The organism is Pseudomonas sp. D3-10, from assembly GCF_051132175.1.
Classification (GTDB): Bacteria; Pseudomonadota; Gammaproteobacteria; order Pseudomonadales; family Pseudomonadaceae; genus Aquipseudomonas.
In genome coordinates, this window is record NZ_CP071668.1 from 1,300,901 (window position 1) to 1,316,393 (window position 15,493).

18 protein-coding genes and 1 tRNA gene are annotated in these 15,493 nt (G+C 59.8%); 15 read left to right on the forward strand and 4 right to left on the reverse strand.

Annotation, left to right across the window (positions count from 1 at the left end; genetic code table 11):
• Positions 1-72: 72 nt before the first annotated feature.
• The 14 genes from J3P90_RS05640 to J3P90_RS05705 all read left to right on the forward strand — a co-directional run bounded on the left by J3P90_RS05640 (position 73) and on the right by J3P90_RS05705 (position 10,488).
• Positions 73-819, forward strand: a complete 747-nt coding sequence (locus J3P90_RS05640) for a YebC/PmpR family DNA-binding transcriptional regulator (protein ID WP_434560327.1) — start codon at positions 73-75, stop codon at positions 817-819.
• A 190-nt stretch (positions 820-1,009) separates the two neighbouring features.
• A complete protein-coding gene (gene ruvC / locus J3P90_RS05645) occupies positions 1,010-1,534 on the forward strand; it encodes a crossover junction endodeoxyribonuclease RuvC (RefSeq protein ID WP_024776477.1) in 525 nt (174 codons plus the stop codon).
• Between the two features lie 112 nt (positions 1,535-1,646).
• Positions 1,647-2,255, forward strand: coding sequence for a Holliday junction branch migration protein RuvA (gene ruvA / locus J3P90_RS05650; RefSeq protein ID WP_039591695.1), 609 nt, complete (start codon positions 1,647-1,649; stop codon positions 2,253-2,255).
• Positions 2,256-3,317: a Holliday junction branch migration DNA helicase RuvB gene (gene ruvB / locus J3P90_RS05655; protein ID WP_175363048.1), complete on the forward strand. Its 1,062-nt coding sequence runs from the start codon at positions 2,256-2,258 to the stop codon at positions 3,315-3,317.
• 128 nt (positions 3,318-3,445) lie between these two features.
• Positions 3,446-3,913 carry a tol-pal system-associated acyl-CoA thioesterase gene (gene ybgC / locus J3P90_RS05660; protein WP_434675955.1) on the forward strand — a complete coding sequence of 156 codons (468 nt, stop codon included), beginning with the start codon at positions 3,446-3,448 and terminating at the stop codon, positions 3,911-3,913.
• Positions 3,903-4,598 (forward strand): protein TolQ, encoded by a 696-nt coding sequence (gene tolQ, locus J3P90_RS05665; protein ID WP_030140798.1) that lies wholly within the window; start codon positions 3,903-3,905, stop codon positions 4,596-4,598. The genes ybgC and tolQ overlap by 11 nt, the downstream gene beginning before the upstream one ends.
• A gap of 23 nt (positions 4,599-4,621) precedes the next feature.
• Positions 4,622-5,074, forward strand: a complete 453-nt coding sequence (gene tolR, locus J3P90_RS05670; protein WP_162254906.1) for a protein TolR — start codon at positions 4,622-4,624, stop codon at positions 5,072-5,074.
• Positions 5,074-6,153, forward strand: a complete 1,080-nt coding sequence (tolA, locus tag J3P90_RS05675; RefSeq protein ID WP_045156747.1) for a cell envelope integrity protein TolA — start codon at positions 5,074-5,076, stop codon at positions 6,151-6,153. Before tolR ends, tolA begins: the two co-directional genes overlap by 1 nt.
• Positions 6,150-7,451, forward strand: a complete 1,302-nt coding sequence (gene tolB, locus J3P90_RS05680; RefSeq protein WP_039591701.1) for a Tol-Pal system beta propeller repeat protein TolB — start codon at positions 6,150-6,152, stop codon at positions 7,449-7,451. Before tolA ends, tolB begins: the two co-directional genes overlap by 4 nt.
• A gap of 52 nt (positions 7,452-7,503) precedes the next feature.
• Positions 7,504-8,001 (forward strand): peptidoglycan-associated lipoprotein Pal, encoded by a 498-nt coding sequence (gene pal / locus J3P90_RS05685; RefSeq protein WP_042121796.1) that lies wholly within the window; start codon positions 7,504-7,506, stop codon positions 7,999-8,001.
• 6 nt (positions 8,002-8,007) lie between these two features.
• A complete protein-coding gene (gene ybgF / locus J3P90_RS05690) occupies positions 8,008-8,841 on the forward strand; it encodes a tol-pal system protein YbgF (RefSeq protein ID WP_420765254.1) in 834 nt (277 codons plus the stop codon).
• A gap of 166 nt (positions 8,842-9,007) precedes the next feature.
• A complete protein-coding gene (queE, locus tag J3P90_RS05695; protein ID WP_434675956.1) occupies positions 9,008-9,655 on the forward strand; it encodes a 7-carboxy-7-deazaguanine synthase QueE in 648 nt (215 codons plus the stop codon).
• Between the two features lies 1 nt (position 9,656).
• Positions 9,657-10,349: a 7-cyano-7-deazaguanine synthase QueC gene (gene queC / locus J3P90_RS05700; RefSeq protein ID WP_420765252.1), complete on the forward strand. Its 693-nt coding sequence runs from the start codon at positions 9,657-9,659 to the stop codon at positions 10,347-10,349.
• Positions 10,350-10,412: 63 nt separating this feature from the next.
• Positions 10,413-10,488 (forward strand) — tRNA-Lys (locus J3P90_RS05705).
• 91 nt (positions 10,489-10,579) lie between these two features.
• Here J3P90_RS05705 and J3P90_RS05710 read toward each other — a convergent pair.
• A complete protein-coding gene (locus J3P90_RS05710; protein ID WP_434675957.1) occupies positions 10,580-11,515 on the reverse strand; it encodes a LysR family transcriptional regulator in 936 nt (311 codons plus the stop codon).
• A gap of 117 nt (positions 11,516-11,632) precedes the next feature.
• Positions 11,633-12,820 carry a cyanate transporter gene (locus J3P90_RS05715; RefSeq protein WP_434560323.1) on the reverse strand — a complete coding sequence of 396 codons (1,188 nt, stop codon included), beginning with the start codon at positions 12,818-12,820 and terminating at the stop codon, positions 11,633-11,635.
• A 307-nt stretch (positions 12,821-13,127) separates the two neighbouring features.
• Here J3P90_RS05715 and nadA point away from each other — a divergent pair, with 307 nt between their 5' ends.
• Entirely contained in the window at positions 13,128-14,186 is a 1,059-nt protein-coding gene (nadA, locus tag J3P90_RS05720; RefSeq protein ID WP_420765249.1) for a quinolinate synthase NadA, read from the forward strand.
• 181 nt (positions 14,187-14,367) lie between these two features.
• Here nadA and J3P90_RS05725 read toward each other — a convergent pair whose 3' ends face one another.
• Complete coding sequence (locus tag J3P90_RS05725; RefSeq protein WP_434675958.1) at positions 14,368-14,856, reverse strand: RDD family protein; 489 nt, start codon at positions 14,854-14,856, stop codon at positions 14,368-14,370.
• Positions 14,857-14,948: 92 nt separating this feature from the next.
• Entirely contained in the window at positions 14,949-15,161 is a 213-nt protein-coding gene (locus J3P90_RS05730) for a cold-shock protein (protein WP_003365337.1), read from the reverse strand.
• Between the last annotated feature and the right edge of the window lie 332 nt (positions 15,162-15,493).

Genomic DNA, 15,493 nt, shown 5'->3' on the forward strand with positions numbered 1-15,493 from the left:
GATATTTTTGCTTGTCGGCTACCGCGCATGCGCGGGGGCGGGCAATGTTCCAGAGAAAAACCGGAGCGAGTTATGGCAGGTCATTCCAAGTGGGCGAACATCAAGCACCGCAAAGAACGTCAGGATGCCAAGAGAGGCAAGATCTTCACCAAGTGGATCCGTGAACTGACAGTCGCGGCCCGCCAGGGTGGCGGCGATCCGGGCTCCAACCCGCGCTTGCGCCTGGCATTGGACAAGGCCTTGGGCGCGAACATGAGTCGCGACATCATCGACCGAGCGATCGCCCGTGGCGCCGGTGCGACCGAGGCCGACAATGTCGAGGAGCTGACTTATGAAGGCTACGGCCCGGGCGGCGTGGCGGTGATGGTCGAATGCATGACCGACAACCGCAACCGCACCGCCGCGGCCGTGCGCCACGCATTCAGCAAATGCGGCGGCAACCTGGGCACTGACGGTTCGGTGGCTTATCTGTTCGAGCGCAAGGGGCAGATCAGCTTCGCGCCGGGTATTGATGAGGATGCCCTGACCGAAGCGGCCCTGGAGGCCGATGCCGATGATGTGGTCGGTCACGAGGACGGTTCGTTCGACGTGTTCACGTCGTTCGCCAGCTTCTATGCCGTGCGCAACGCCCTTGAGGCGGCCGGTTTCAAGCCTGCCGACGCGGAAATCGTGATGCAACCGACCACCAGCGCCGAACTCGACCTGGAAGGCGCCGAGAAAGTGCTCAAGCTGATCGACATGCTGGAAGACCTGGATGACGTGCAGAACGTTTATTCCAACGCTGATATTCCTGAGTCGGTGGCTGAACAACTCGGCTGATAGGCGTAATGCTGCATGAGGTTTGTTTGAAATCATCGTGGCGAGGGAGCTTGCTCCCGCTGGGCTGCGCAGCAGACCTTTTTTGTGAGCGCTTCGCACTCAAGCGGGAGCAAGCTCCCTCGCCACGGATTCACTGAAAGCCTTTGATGAGCTGTATCCTTTTGCAACCGCATTACCTTTCGCAGGCGTTATGACTTTAATCCTTGGTATCGACCCTGGTTCGCGCATCACCGGCTATGGCGTGGTTCGCGACACCGGTCGCGGCTGCGTGTACGTCGCCTCTGGTTGCATCCGCACCGGCGCGGGCGAGCTGCACGAGCGCTTGCAGATTGTTTATCGCGGCGTGCGCGAAGTCATCCAGACCTACGGTCCGGTGACGATGGGCATCGAAAAGGTTTTCATGGCCCGCAATGCCGACTCCGCCCTGAAGTTGGGGCAGGCCCGGGGGGCGGCCATTGTGGCGGGCGCCGAGGAAAGCCTGGAGATTGCCGAATACACGGCGACCCAGGTCAAGCAGGCGGTCGTCGGCACTGGCGCGGCGAACAAGGAGCAGGTGCAGATGATGGTGATGCACTTGTTGAAACTGGTCAGCAAGCCGCAGATAGACGCCTCTGACGCCCTGGCCATCGCCATTTGCCATGCCCACACCCGTTCCAGCCTGTTGCCCCATGGCCTGGGAACCGCACGCAGTCGTGGCGGGCGCCTGCGTCTCTGATAGCATCAGCGCTTCATTCATGAGCCCGAGCGAATTGCGCCTGTGTCGTCGGCCTTCTGCTCGTGTTGTTATTCGCCAGCCAGTGGCTGGCCAACGCCCAAGGATCTGAAACGTGATTGGACGCTTGCGCGGCACCCTGGCTGAAAAACAGCCGCCGCACCTGATTCTGGATGTAAACGGCCTGGGCTATGAGCTCGAGGTGCCGATGACCACGCTGTATCGCTTGCCGTCGGTCGGTGAGCCGCTGACGCTGCACACTCATCTGGTCGTGCGCGAGGATGCGCAGTTACTCTATGGCTTCGTCGGCAAGCGCGAGCGCGATTTCTTCCGCGAATTGATCCGTCTCAATGGTGTTGGCCCGAAACTGGCCCTGGCCTTGATGTCGAGCCTGGAAGTCGACGAGCTGATTCGTTGCGTGCAGTCCCAGGACACCTCGGCCTTGACCAAGGTGCCGGGGGTCGGCAAGAAAACCGCCGAGCGCCTGTTGGTGGAGCTCAAGGACCGCTTCAAGGCCTGGGAGGCGGTGCCGGCAATGTTCGCGCTCGTTCCGAACCAGCCGGATGCGCCCGCACCGGCAGCCAGTGCTGAAAACGATGCGGTCACCGCGCTGATATCCCTGGGCTACAAGCCTCAAGAAGCCAGCAAGGCGATTTCCGCGATTAAGGAAAAAGGCTTGAGTACCGAAGACATGATTCGCCGCGCCCTGAAGGGAATGATTTAAGTGATTGAAGCCGATCGTCTGATTGCCGCCACGGGCGCGCCCCGAGACCGCGAGGAAGTCCAGGACCGCGCGATTCGCCCCGTCAGCCTGGCCGACTATATCGGCCAACCGACCGTGCGCGAGCAGATGGAGCTGTTCATCCAGGCAGCCCGTGGGCGCAGCGAATCGCTGGACCACACCCTGATCTTCGGCCCGCCGGGCTTGGGCAAGACCACCCTGGCCAATATCATTGCCCAGGAGATGGGCGTGTCGATCAAGAGCACGTCCGGGCCGGTGCTCGAGCGGCCAGGCGACCTTGCGGCGCTGCTGACCAATCTGGAGCCCCATGACGTGCTGTTCATCGACGAAATCCACCGGCTGTCGCCGATCGTCGAGGAAGTGCTGTACCCGGCCATGGAAGATTTTCAGCTCGACATCATGATCGGCGAGGGGCCTGCGGCGCGCTCCATCAAGCTCGACTTGCCACCTTTTACCCTGGTGGGCGCCACCACCCGCGCCGGCATGCTGACCAATCCGTTGCGGGACCGTTTCGGCATCGTCCAGCGCCTGGAGTTCTACAGCAACGCCGACCTGGCAACGATTGTCAGCCGCTCGGCTGGCATCCTCGGGTTACCGCTGGACCCGGACGGTGCGTACGAAGTCGCCCGGCGCGCCCGGGGTACACCGCGTATCGCCAACCGCCTGCTGCGTCGGGTCCGGGACTTTGCCGAAGTCCGGGCCAAGGGCCACATCACCAAGCCGATCGCGGACCTGGCCTTGAACCTGCTGGACATCGACGAGCGCGGTTTCGATCATCAGGACCGGCGCCTGCTGTTGACCATGATCGAGAAATTCGACGGTGGCCCAGTGGGCGTGGACAGCCTGGCGGCCGCCATCAGCGAAGAGCGTCACACCATTGAAGACGTGCTGGAACCCTACCTGATCCAACAAGGCTATATCATGCGCACCCCACGCGGGCGCGTGGTGACGCGTCATGCTTATCTGCACTTCGGCTTAAACATCCCGACACGAATGGGGGAGATGCCGGTGGTAGACGAGTTCCTCGATGCGGTAGACGATTGAGCGCGCGCTGTACGACGACTTTTTTTCAGTTCGTGCTGTCCCAGACCACGCCTGGAGCGTCAATGCGTTCGAGAATGAAAAAACAGTTGCCTGGCCGGATTGGCAACCTGAGGAGTAAGCACTAGAGTATGCGCGCGCAAAACGGGCTGGAGTCGTTCGCACATCGCTGTCGCGTTTATTACGAGGACACCGATGCCGGCGGCATCGTTTACTACGTCAATTACCTCAAGTTTATGGAACGGGCTCGAACCGAACGGCTGCGGGAACTGGGTTTCGCCCAATCCGCGCTGGCAGGGGAGGACCTGTTATTCGTCGTGCATTCCAGCGAAGCGCGCTACCACGCGCCGGCGCGACTGGACGACGAGCTTGTGGTGACTGCCGATGTCATCGAATTGAACCGCGTCAGCCTGCGCTTCAAGCAGCAGGTCAGGCGCGCTGCGGATAATGCGCTGCTCTGCGAAGGGCAGTTTTTGGTGGCCTGTGTGCGCACCCATAGTTTGAAACCCCGGGCCATTCCCGAAGCTCTACGCGCGGCCTTTGCCGGCGTGAGCGGCGCGGGTACACACTCAGAGCAGGAGATAAAGCGTGGAAGCTAACGTCGTCGACCATTCCTCCATGTGGAGCCTGGTCAGCAATGCCAGCGTCGTGGTGCAACTGGTAATGCTGACCCTGGTAGCCGCATCGGTGACCTCATGGATCATGATTTTTCAGCGCAGCAACATGCTGCGCGCCGGTCGCCGTGCCTTGGAGAGCTTCGAAGAGCGCTTCTGGTCCGGTATCGACCTGTCCAAGCTGTACCGCCAGGCCGGCAGCAACCCGGACCCGGATTCGGGCGTCGAGCAGATCTTCCGCGCCGGCTTCAAGGAGTTCTCCCGTCTGCGCCAGCAACCGGGCGTCGACCCTGAAGCGGTGATGGAAGGCGTGGCCCGTGCGATGCGCGTGGCCATCTCCCGCGAAGAAGAAAAGCTCGAACAAGGTTTGCCGTTCCTGGCGACCGTCGGTTCGGTCAGCCCGTACATCGGCCTGTTCGGTACCGTCTGGGGGATCATGAACTCCTTCCGTGGCCTGGCATCCGCCCAGCAAGCGACCCTGGCCACCGTGGCCCCGGGCATCGCCGAGGCACTGATCGCCACCGCCATCGGCCTGTTCGCGGCGATCCCGGCCGTTATCGCCTACAACCGTTTCGCTGCCCGCAGCGAAACGCTGACCAGCCGCTACTACACCTTCGCCGATGAATTCCAGGCGATCCTGCACCGCAAAGTGCACACCAGCGAAGAATAAGCAGGTATTTCCCGATGGCTTTAATCGCTCGAGCCCGAAACAAGCGCAAGCCGGTTGCCGAGATGAACGTGGTGCCCTACATCGACGTGATGCTGGTGCTGCTGGTCATCTTCATGGTGACCGCGCCCATGCTCAATCAGGGCGTGAAGGTCGATCTGCCCAAGGTTTCCAGCGAAGCCTTGCCGCAGGACAACAACACCCAGGTACTGACCATTTCGATCAAGGCTGACAAGACCTACTACTGGAATCTTGGCAGTGAAGTGGACACCGAGAAGCAGCAGGACCGGGCCATGACCTTGCCGCAGATGACCGACGCGGTGACCAAGATCATCAATGCCGGCAACAGCAATGGCAAGCGTACGCAGGTGTTCATTCGTGGCGACAAGACCGTCGACTACGGCGCCGTGATGGGCGCCATGGGCGGCCTGCAGAAAGCCGGGGTCGGTAATGTTGGCTTGATCACCGAGGCCCCCTGATGCAGCAACAGCGAGAGCCGTCCGCCTCGGAAAGCTACTTCTGGCCCAGTGTTCTGGCAATCGGCCTGCATGTGCTGGTGTTCGGCATGCTGTTTGTCAGCTTTGCCATGACCCCGGAGCTGCCGCCGGCCAAGCCGATCGTGCAGGCGACCCTGTACCAGCTCAAGTCCAAAAGCCAGGCCACCACGCAGACCAACCAGAAGCTTGCCGGCGAGGCGAAGAAATCCGCTGCGCGCCAGACCGAAGTCGAGCAGATGGAGCAGAAAAAGGTCGAGCAGGAAGCCGTAAGGGCAGCGGAACAAAAGAAAGAGGAAGCTGCTCAAAAGGCCGAAGAAGCGAAAAAGGCCGATGAGGCAAAAAAAGCGGACGAGGCTAAAAAGGCAGACGAAGCCAAGAAAGCCGATGACGCGAAGAAAGCCGCCGAGGCCAAGAAGGCAGAAGAGAAACAATTGGCTGATATAGCCAAGAAGAAAGCCGAAGAAGAAGCCAAGAAAGCCGCTGAAGAAGAGGCCAAGAAAGCGGCCGCTGAAGAAGCGAAGAAAAAGATTGTCGAGGACGCGAAGAAAAAAGCGGCCGAGGACGCCAAGAAGAAAGCTGAAGCTGAAGAGGCGAAGAAGAAAGTCGCCGAAGACGCGAAGAAGAAAGCCGCCGCCGACGCCGCCAAGAAAAAGGCCCAGGACGCAGCGCGTAAATCCGCCGAAGAGAAAAAGGCCCAGGCCCTGGCAGATTTGCTTTCCGACACGCCGGAACGCGAGCAGGCATTGGCCGACGAGCAGGGCGATGAAGTCGCCGGTAGTTTCGACGATCTGATTCGCGCCCGGGCGGCGGAAGGCTGGGCTCGTCCACCTTCGGCGCGCAAAGGCATGACAGTTGTATTGCAAATCGGCATGTTGCCCGACGGTACGGTTACCTCGGTCAGCGTAGCCAAGTCCAGTGGCGATGGTCCGTTCGACGCTTCGGCGGTCGCGGCGGTCAAGAACATTGGGCGGTTGACGGAAATGCAAGGGATGAAGCCGAGCGATTTTGCTCCGTATCGTTCGTTCAAGATGACATTCACACCTGAGGATCTAGCCTTGTGAGAAACCTTCTTCGATCAATGCTCGTCGTTATCTGCTGCTTGGCAGGGATAGCGGTAGCAGAGGAAAAGAACATCCTGGTCACCAGCGGCAGCGACCGGGCGACGCCGATCGCCGTCGTTCCGTTCGGTTGGCAGGGCGGCAGTGTCTTGCCGGATGACATGGCTGAGATCATCGGCAACGACCTGCGTAACTCCGGTTACTACGCGCCGATTCCGAAGCAGAACATGATCAGCCTGCCGACCCAGGCCAGCGAAGTGATCTACCGTGACTGGAAGGCGCTGGGCGCCCAGTACATCATGGTCGGCAGCATCGTTCCGGCGGGCGGTCGCCTGCAGGTGCAGTACGCCTTGTTCAACGTCGCCACCGAGCAGCAAGTGCTGACCGGCAGCGTATCGGGCAGTGTCGACCAACTGCGCGACATGGCCCACTACATCTCCGACCAGTCGTTCGAAAAACTCACCGGCATCAAGGGCGCGTTCTCTACCCGCATGCTTTACGTGACGGCCGAGCGCTTCTCCGAGAACAACACCCGCTACACCCTGCAACGCTCCGACTATGACGGCGCGCGCGCGGTGACCTTGCTGCAATCGCGCGAGCCGATCCTGTCGCCGCGTTTTGCCCCCGATGGCAAGCGCATCGCCTACGTATCGTTCGAGCAGAAGCGTCCGCGTATCTTCGTGCAACACATCGACACCGGTCGCCGTGAGCAGATCACCAACTTCGAAGGCCTGAACGGCGCGCCAGCCTGGTCGCCGGACGGTTCGCGCCTGGCATTCGTACTGTCCAAGGACGGCAACCCGGACGTCTACGTGATGAACCTGGCTTCGCGCTCGATCTCGCGCGTGACCAATGGCCCTGGCATCAACACCGAACCGTTCTGGGGCAAGGATGGTTCGACCATCTACTTCACCTCCGACCGCGGTGGCAAGCCACAGATCTACAAGACCAGCGCCGGTGGCGGTGGTGCCGAGCGAGTGACTTTCGTCGGCAACTACAACGCCAACCCTAAATTGTCGGCGGACGAAAAGACTCTGGTGATGATCCATCGCCAGGACGGTTTCACCAATTTCAAGGTGGCGGCCCAGGATTTGCAGCGCGGTAGCGTAAAAATCCTAACTGATAGCACTCTGGACGAGTCACCTACTGTTGCGCCCAACGGCACCATGGTAATCTACGCCACCCGCCAGCAGGGCCGGGGAGTCTTGATGCTCGTGTCCATTAATGGACGCGTGAGGCTCCCGCTTCCTACCGCTCAAGGCGAAGTCAGAGAACCGTCCTGGTCCCCTTACCTGAACTGACGCGGCGCAATACGTTTTACTTAACACACTGGGGTTCATTAGGAGTTTCACGATGGAAATGCTGAAGTTTGGTAAATTTGCTGCGCTGGCTCTGGCCATGGCTGTAGCTGTAGGTTGCTCGTCCAAAGGCGGCGACAACGCCGGTGAAGGCGCTGTTGATCCAAACGCTGGTTACGGCGCTAACACTGGTGCAGTTGACGGCTCCCTGAGCGAAGAAGCTGCTCTGCGCGCAATCACCACCTTCTACTTCGAATACGACAGCTCGGACCTGAAGCCAGAAGCCATGCGCGCTCTGGACGTTCACGCCAAAGACCTGAAAGGTAACGGCGCTCGCGTTGTTCTGGAAGGCAACACCGACGAACGTGGTACTCGTGAGTACAACATGGCACTGGGCGAGCGTCGTGCGAAAGCCGTTCAACGCTACCTGGTTCTGCAAGGTGTTTCCCCAGCTCAGCTGGAACTGGTTTCCTACGGCGAAGAGCGTCCAGTTGCTACCGGCAACGACGAGCAGTCCTGGGCTCAAAACCGTCGCGTCGAACTGCGTAAGTAATTCGTCATGCGAACGTGCCGTCGTGCTGTAACTGTCCTGGCTCTCAGCCTCGCGCCGCTTGCGGCGTGGGCTGCGGTTCCTGTGGTCGATAACGACTCCGGCTATAACAATAGCGGGAGCAGCTATCCGCCTGCGGGTTACGGTACGAACGGCGCCTATGCCGGGGGAGGGGTTTCGGCCCCTGTCTCGGCACAGGGCGAGCTGTTCAACCAACTGCAGCAAATGCAGGATCAACTGTCACGCCAACAAGGCGCGATTGAAGTTCTGCAAAATGAAGTGTCGCGCATGAAGCAGGAAAGCCTGGAGCGATACCAGGATCTTGATCGGCGCATAGGAACCGGCGTTGCACCTGCCGCGACTCCTGAGAATTCTCCAGCCGGTGGCGACTTGAACGCCCCCGGTGCAGCCGCAGGCGCTGGGGCTAGCGCTCCAGCAGCACCTGCAGCCGGTGGCGAACCGGCGGATCCGGCGAAGGAAAAGCTCTATTACGATGCTGCCTTCGACCTGATCAAGGCCAAGGATTTCGACAAGGCCAGCCAGGCCTTTACCGCTTTCCTGCGCAAATACCCCAACAGTCAATATTCGGGTAACGCTCAATACTGGCTGGGCGAAGTGAACCTGGCCAAGGGCGACCTGCAAGGCGCCGGCCAGGCGTTCGCCAAGGTTTCGCAGCTGTATCCCAAGCACGCCAAGGTGCCGGATTCGCTGTACAAGCTCGCTGACGTAGAACGCCGCCTCGGTCACACCGACAAGGTCAAGGGCATTCTGCAGCAGGTGGTGGCCCAGTATCCGGGGACTTCCGCCGCCCAGTTGGCCCAGCGTGATCTGCAACGCATGTAAGGCTGTTTGACCTGCTTTGAAGAAACCCGCGCCTGTCGCGGGTTTTTTCGTTAGAATTCACGCCCTTTTTATGAAACACGCTTCCTGGGATCTACGCGTTGGCGGGGTTCCTCGAAGTGCCTGACGGAGGCGGACAGCCTGTTTAGCTGTTACGCCCGTGGCGACTATGCAAGACACATTGAGAATTACCGAAGTTTTTTACTCTTTGCAGGGTGAAACGCGAACGGCCGGGCTGCCCACTGTTTTTGTGCGCCTCACCGGCTGCCCGTTGCGTTGCCAGTACTGCGACAGCGCCTATGCCTTCAGCGGCGGCACAATGCGAACCCTCGACGATCTTCTCGAACAAGTGGCCGGCTTCCGTCCGCGCTATGTTTGCGTCACTGGGGGCGAGCCATTGGCGCAGCCCAATGCCATCCTTTTGCTCAAGCAGTTGTGCGACGCTGGCTATGAGGTCTCGCTGGAAACGAGCGGTGCGCTGGATATCTCGGCGGTCGATCCCCGCGTCAGTCGCGTCGTGGACCTCAAGACGCCTGGTTCCAAGGAAGCACATCGCAACCGCTACGAGAACATTGAACTGTTGACCCGCAACGACCAGGTCAAGTTTGTCATCTGCTCCCGGGAAGACTATGACTGGGCGGTGTCCAAGCTGATCCAGCATGGACTCGACCAGCGAGCCGGCGAGGTGTTGTTTTCGCCAAGTCATCACGACCTCAATGCGCGGGATCTGGCGGATTGGGTGGTGGCGGACAATTTGCCGGTGCGCCTGCAATTGCAGTTGCATAAATATCTTTGGAACGACGAGCCGGGGCGCTGACATGACTGAACATTCAACCACTGCTGAAAAACGCGCGGTCATCCTGCTGTCGGGCGGCCTGGACTCGGCAACCGTCGTGGCCATGGCTCGTGCCGAAGGTTATCGCTGCTACACCATGAGTTTCGATTACGGCCAGCGCCACCGTGCAGAATTGCAGGCCGCTGAACGGGTCGCCCGGGATCTGGGCGTGGTCGAGCACAAAGTCATCGGCCTGAACCTCAACGGCATTGGCGGTTCGGCCCTGACCGACAGCGCCATCGATGTTCCCGAAGCGCCGAGCGAAGGTATCCCGGTGACGTACGTGCCGGCGCGCAACACCGTGTTTCTGTCCCTCGCGCTGGGCTGGGCCGAGGTGCTGGAGGCGCGGGATATTTTCATCGGCGTCAATGCGGTGGACTATTCCGGTTATCCGGATTGTCGACCGGAGTTCGTCGAGGCGTTCGAGCGCATGGCCAACCTGGCGACGAAGGCCGGTGTAGAGGGACAGGGTTTCCGCATCCTAGCGCCGCTGCAAAACCTCAGCAAGGCCGAAATCGTCAAGGCGGGCGTGAGCCTTGGCGTCGACTATGGGCTTACCGTTTCGTGCTATCAGGCCGACGATCAAGGGCGCGCTTGCGGCAAGTGCGACAGCTGCCGGCTGCGTGCCGAAGGCTTCGCTGCGGCGGGTGTGAGCGATCCAACACCTTATTTTTGATTTTTTTGAAATTAGGTGTTGAATAGTCCTTAAAAATCAGTATTATACGCGCCACCACACAGAGGGTCGTTAGCTCAGTTGGTAGAGCAGTTGGCTTTTAACCAATTGGTCGTAGGTTCGAATCCCACACGACCCACCATTTTCTGTAGTTTTAAAAGTCTGGAAGGCCCACGAAAGTGAGGATTTCCGGATTTTTTTTTGCCCGCGAAAAAGTCGGATCGATGCCGTGGTCAGCGCTGGCCGACCTCGGCGCAAACGTCCATGACCTGCTGGCGCAACCAGGTGTTCCGGTTGTCCTGGCTCGCTTTTTCGCTCCACATCATCTCAAGCGTAAAGCCCGGCAGCCCCGGTGGCGGCTGGCGCTCGCCGAATCGTTGGTCGTCGCAAAGCAATGCCTGGATGCGTTTGGGCAGGGTCAGGATATAGTCGGTTCCAGTGACCAGGGCCAAGGCTGTCACGTAGCTGTTGGCGCGCGCGACGATCTGTCGCCTGGAGCCCTGGCGAGCGAGCCAGCCATCGATCATGTTGGTGTCGGATGTCCAAGGGGTCGGAAATACATGCTGCCCCGCGACAAATGCGTCGAGGCTGAACGCTTGCCCTGGGCCCGGGAAATGTTTATCCACCACGCACACCAGCTCATCCGTCAGCAGTACCCGTGATTGCAGACCCTTGGCATCGCCATGGAAATGCGGGCCGAAACCCACTGCAAGATCGAAGCGATCGTCCCTCAGCGCGTCGACCGGAATATCGCGCCGGAACTTCGTGGTGTTGATCACCACCGGAACACGGTTGCCGATGAAGCGCTTGACCAGCTTCGGAAGGATCAGGAGTTCGAAGTATTCAGGCGCGCAGAGATTGAATGTGATCTCTTCCTGATGTGGATCGAATGGCTGGATGCCGGAGTGGCATTGGTTGATCGTGTTGAGCACCCCCAGCACCTGGCCATACATGACGATGGCCTTCTGAGTGGGGCTCATGCCTGCGCGTGTCACGGTGAACAGTTCGTCTTCGAAGCTGGTGCGCAGTTTTTTCAGGCAATAGCTGACGGTCGACTGGCTGACACACAGGGCTTCGGAAACCTGGGTGACGCTGCGCTGTTCGAACACGGCGACGAACACCATCAGGTCTTGCATATCCAGCTTTCGAAGCAGGTTACTAATGAGCATCAGCTAATCTCGGCGCCATCCTTGCGTAACATCCTGTTCCCACGAAGGTCTCCTTTATACAGGAGCCTTGGCCGTTTATCTTTCGGCAGGGTAGATGTTTTGCTACGACAGCGACGACTAGCCAATATGCCGCGCGTATTGCCTGGGGTTGAAGCGCAACACCATCAGGATCATCAGCCCCATCACCACCGCAAGCGACCACCACGCCCATTCGAAACTGCCCGATTGGTCACGGATCACTCCGGCAATCAATGGCGACAGGCCGGCGATCAGGTAACCGATGCCTTGCACGAATGCCGTCAACGCGCCGGCCCGGCGCGGGTCGTCCAGGTGGTCGAGGGAGACGATCAGGCTCATCGGGAACAGACCGCCGATACCGAGCCCCAGCAAGCATGGCCATAGCAGGCTGAAGCGATCCGGGCTGAGGATCAAGCCGCAGAAGCCAGCCATGATCAATGTCAGCAGTACCGTCAGTATCGGGCGTTTGTCTTGGCTGCGGTTGGCGATTGCCGGGGTGACCAGGCCGGACAATACTTCCATCGCAGTGAGGAACCCCAAGACCAGGCCGGCCTGCTGTTCGCTCCAGCCTTTTTCCAGGTAATACGGCGCCAGCCAGGCCAGTACGCACGTATAGGACGCGGTGCCCAGACCGAAGAACAGGGCCAGCAGCCAAGCCCGGCGGTTGGCAAAGAACGAGCCCTGTTGTCGTCCCGGTGCTCTGGGTAATGGCATGACGACCGAGCGTTGAGCGTGCCAGCAGCCCAGCGCGACCAGCACCAGCAATGCCCAGATCGCCAGGCCGATACGCCAGCTGCCCGTCTGCGCCAGGACGAACGGGGAAAATGACGCCGCGATGGCCGCGCCACCCATGATCGACGTGACGTACAGCCCCATGAACAACGAGACGTTATCGCCAAGCCGCGACTTGATCAGGGCTGGCAGCACCGCCTGGATCAGGGCGATGCCGATGCCGGCCAAAACGGCGCTGATGATCAACGCTTCGGCGCTATCCAGGTACAGGCGCGAGACCGTGGCAAGGCCGATGACTACCAGCGACAGGACAATGGTGCGGTGTTCGCCAATGCGCAGGGCGACTCGCAGGCCCAGGAACATTGCCAAGCCCATGGCCATGACCGGCAACATCGTCAGCAACGATGCCATGCTGAACGTCAGGGGCACTTCGCCCCGAATGGCGGATAGCAAAGGCCCGACCGCCGCCATCGAAGGGCGCAGATTCAGCGCCACGCATACGATGCTGGTCATCAGCCAGAATACGCGGGTACTTGAGGCTTGAACGTTTTCCATGACAAGGCCTTGGCGGGGAAGAAAGCGCCATTTAGGCCCGGCCGCGTTGGGCTCGGCAAACTGAAAACTGGCTGGGGGAATTGAATAAATTAAATACGTCACGCTCAGAACCACAGGTGCAGGCGCAAAGTCGTCTGCCGGGGCACAGGTCAGAATGATCTTTTGCAACGGCGGGATATTCTGTAGCCTTGCCGGCTTCACGCTGTCCCGTGCCTGATGACACTCACTTTCCCGGCGGTACCCGAGTGGTCCGGAGCCGGGTGTATACTCGACTTTCGCGCTAAACGCGCCTATAGGTCTTGCGAACATGACGCAGATTTCCGAACGCCTTCTGGTCCAGGCTCACCTCGATGCCAAGCAGCCCAAGCCGCTGTCCGCCGAGCAAGAGGCCTGGTACCGCGCCGCCATTGCCGCCGAGCTCAAGGCTCAGGACGCGGTGCTGGTTGCGCATTTCTACTGTGACCCCGTCATTCAGGCCCTGGCCGAGGAGACGGGGGGCTGTGTCTCCGACTCCCTGGAAATGGCCCGCTTTGGCAACGCCCATCCGGCCAAGACCGTGGTGGTGGCCGGGGTCAAGTTCATGGGCGAGACCGCCAAGATCCTCAACCCAGAAAAACGCGTGCTGATGCCGACTCTGGAAGCCACTTGCTCCCTCGATCTGGGTTGCCCGGTGGATGAATTCTCGGCGTTCTGCGACCAGCATCCGGAGCGCACCGTGGTGGTGTATGCCAACACTTCGGCGGCCGTGAAGGCCCGTGCGGACTGGGTGGTGACGTCCAGCTGTGCCCTGGAAATCGTCGAGAGCCTGATGGACAACGGCGAGACGATCATCTGGGGTCCGGACAAGCACTTGGGCACTTACATCCAGCGCAAGACCGGCGCCGACATGTTGCTCTGGGACGGCGCCTGCATCGTCCACGAAGAGTTCAAGTCCAAGCAGTTGGAAGATATGAAGGCGCTGTACCCGGACGCCGCCATCCTGGTGCACCCGGAGTCACCGACGTCGGTGATCGAACTGGCGGATGCCGTGGGTTCCACCAGCCAGTTGATTGCCGCCGCCCAGAGCTTGCCGAACAAGACGCTGATCGTCGCCACCGACCGCGGCATTTTTTACAAAATGCAGCAGCTGTGCCCGGACAAGGTCTTCATCGAAGCCCCTACCGCCGGCAACGGCGCGGCATGCCGCAGTTGCGCGCACTGCCCATGGATGGCGATGAACACGCTGGAACGCACGCTCCAGGCGCTCAAGGAAGGCAGCAACGAAATATTCGTCGACCCGGCATTGATCCCCCAGGCGATTCGCCCGCTCAAGCGCATGCTGGACTTCACCCAGGCGGCGCGGATGAAGTTGGCGGGTAATGCCTGACGCTGAACAGATTTGAGGCCTGCCAGGCTTTTTGTGGCGAGGGAGCTTGCTCCCGCTGGGCTGCGAAGCAGCCCCAAACGAGACACTGCGGGGTTATTCAGTCATACCGCATTGGCTGGATTACGACTGCTGCGCAGCCGAGCGGGAGCAAGCTCCCTCGCCACGGGGTTTGTGTGCGTTCCTATTTGCTCTTCTTCGGGATCCGCACCAACTGCGTATCCGAATAGATGTCATGCCAGCCCCGCTTGCGCTTGTCGAACAGCGCCCAGATGAATCCGGCGCCCACCAGCAGCAATGACGCAATCGACACCACGAATCGCAACAACGCCTGCCACAAGCTAATGGCCGTGCCATCGGCGTTCTGCACGCGGATGCACCAGACCTGCATGCCCAGGGTCTGGCCGTTGTGGGTCCAGAACTTGGCGAAGAAGCCGAACAGCACGAACAGCAACACCGTGGACAGCAGCGGATCGCCATCCAGCGCGCCGGCGTCGGTAAGGGCACGCATCTTTTCTTCGCCGATGATCATCATCTGGATCATCTTGTACACGCCACCGGTGACGATCAGCAGCGCCGTGCACAGCAAAAAATCATAGAACATCGCGGCCAGGCGACGGCCCAGGCCGGCGGGAGGGAAGTCACCCTGTGGGGTGAGCACGTGTTTCGACATGACGGCCTCGAACCAAAAAGAAGCCATTTTACGGATTTACGCCCATAAAAAAGCCCCTGATATCAATCAGGGGCTTTTTAGTTTGCGAAAGCTTAGCCTTCGGCTTGAACCTCGTCAGCCTGCATGCCTTTCTGGCCTTGCACGGCAACGAAAGTGACTTTCTGGCCTTCTTTCAGGCTCTTGAAGCCGTTGCCCTGGATGGCGCGGAAGTGCACGAACAGATCCGGACCGCTTTCAGGAGTGATGAAACCAAAACCTTTTTCGTCGTTGAACCACTTGACGGTACCGCTCTGACGTTCAGCCATTTTCTTATTTCCTTGACGCTAAATTAATGACAGCCTCTTTCCAGACGAAAGAGTACTGGGGCTGGGTTGCAGGAAAGTAAGATGACGTCGAACGGGTTGTAGCTAACTTCTTAGGCTACTGCCCAGGTCACGATCCAAGCGACCCATGCAAACACAGTGACGAAACTCTACGCCAACTTCCAAGGAAAAAACAACCCCCCTGAAGGCCCCGGATTTGCTCAGCTTGCTGGCGTTTTAGATGTTTTGCGGGAGGGGGCTTATTCAAAAGGCTAGTCCGATAGTTCCGTAGCGTTATAAGCCCGGTTGAATATCACTACATGCACCTTTTTATG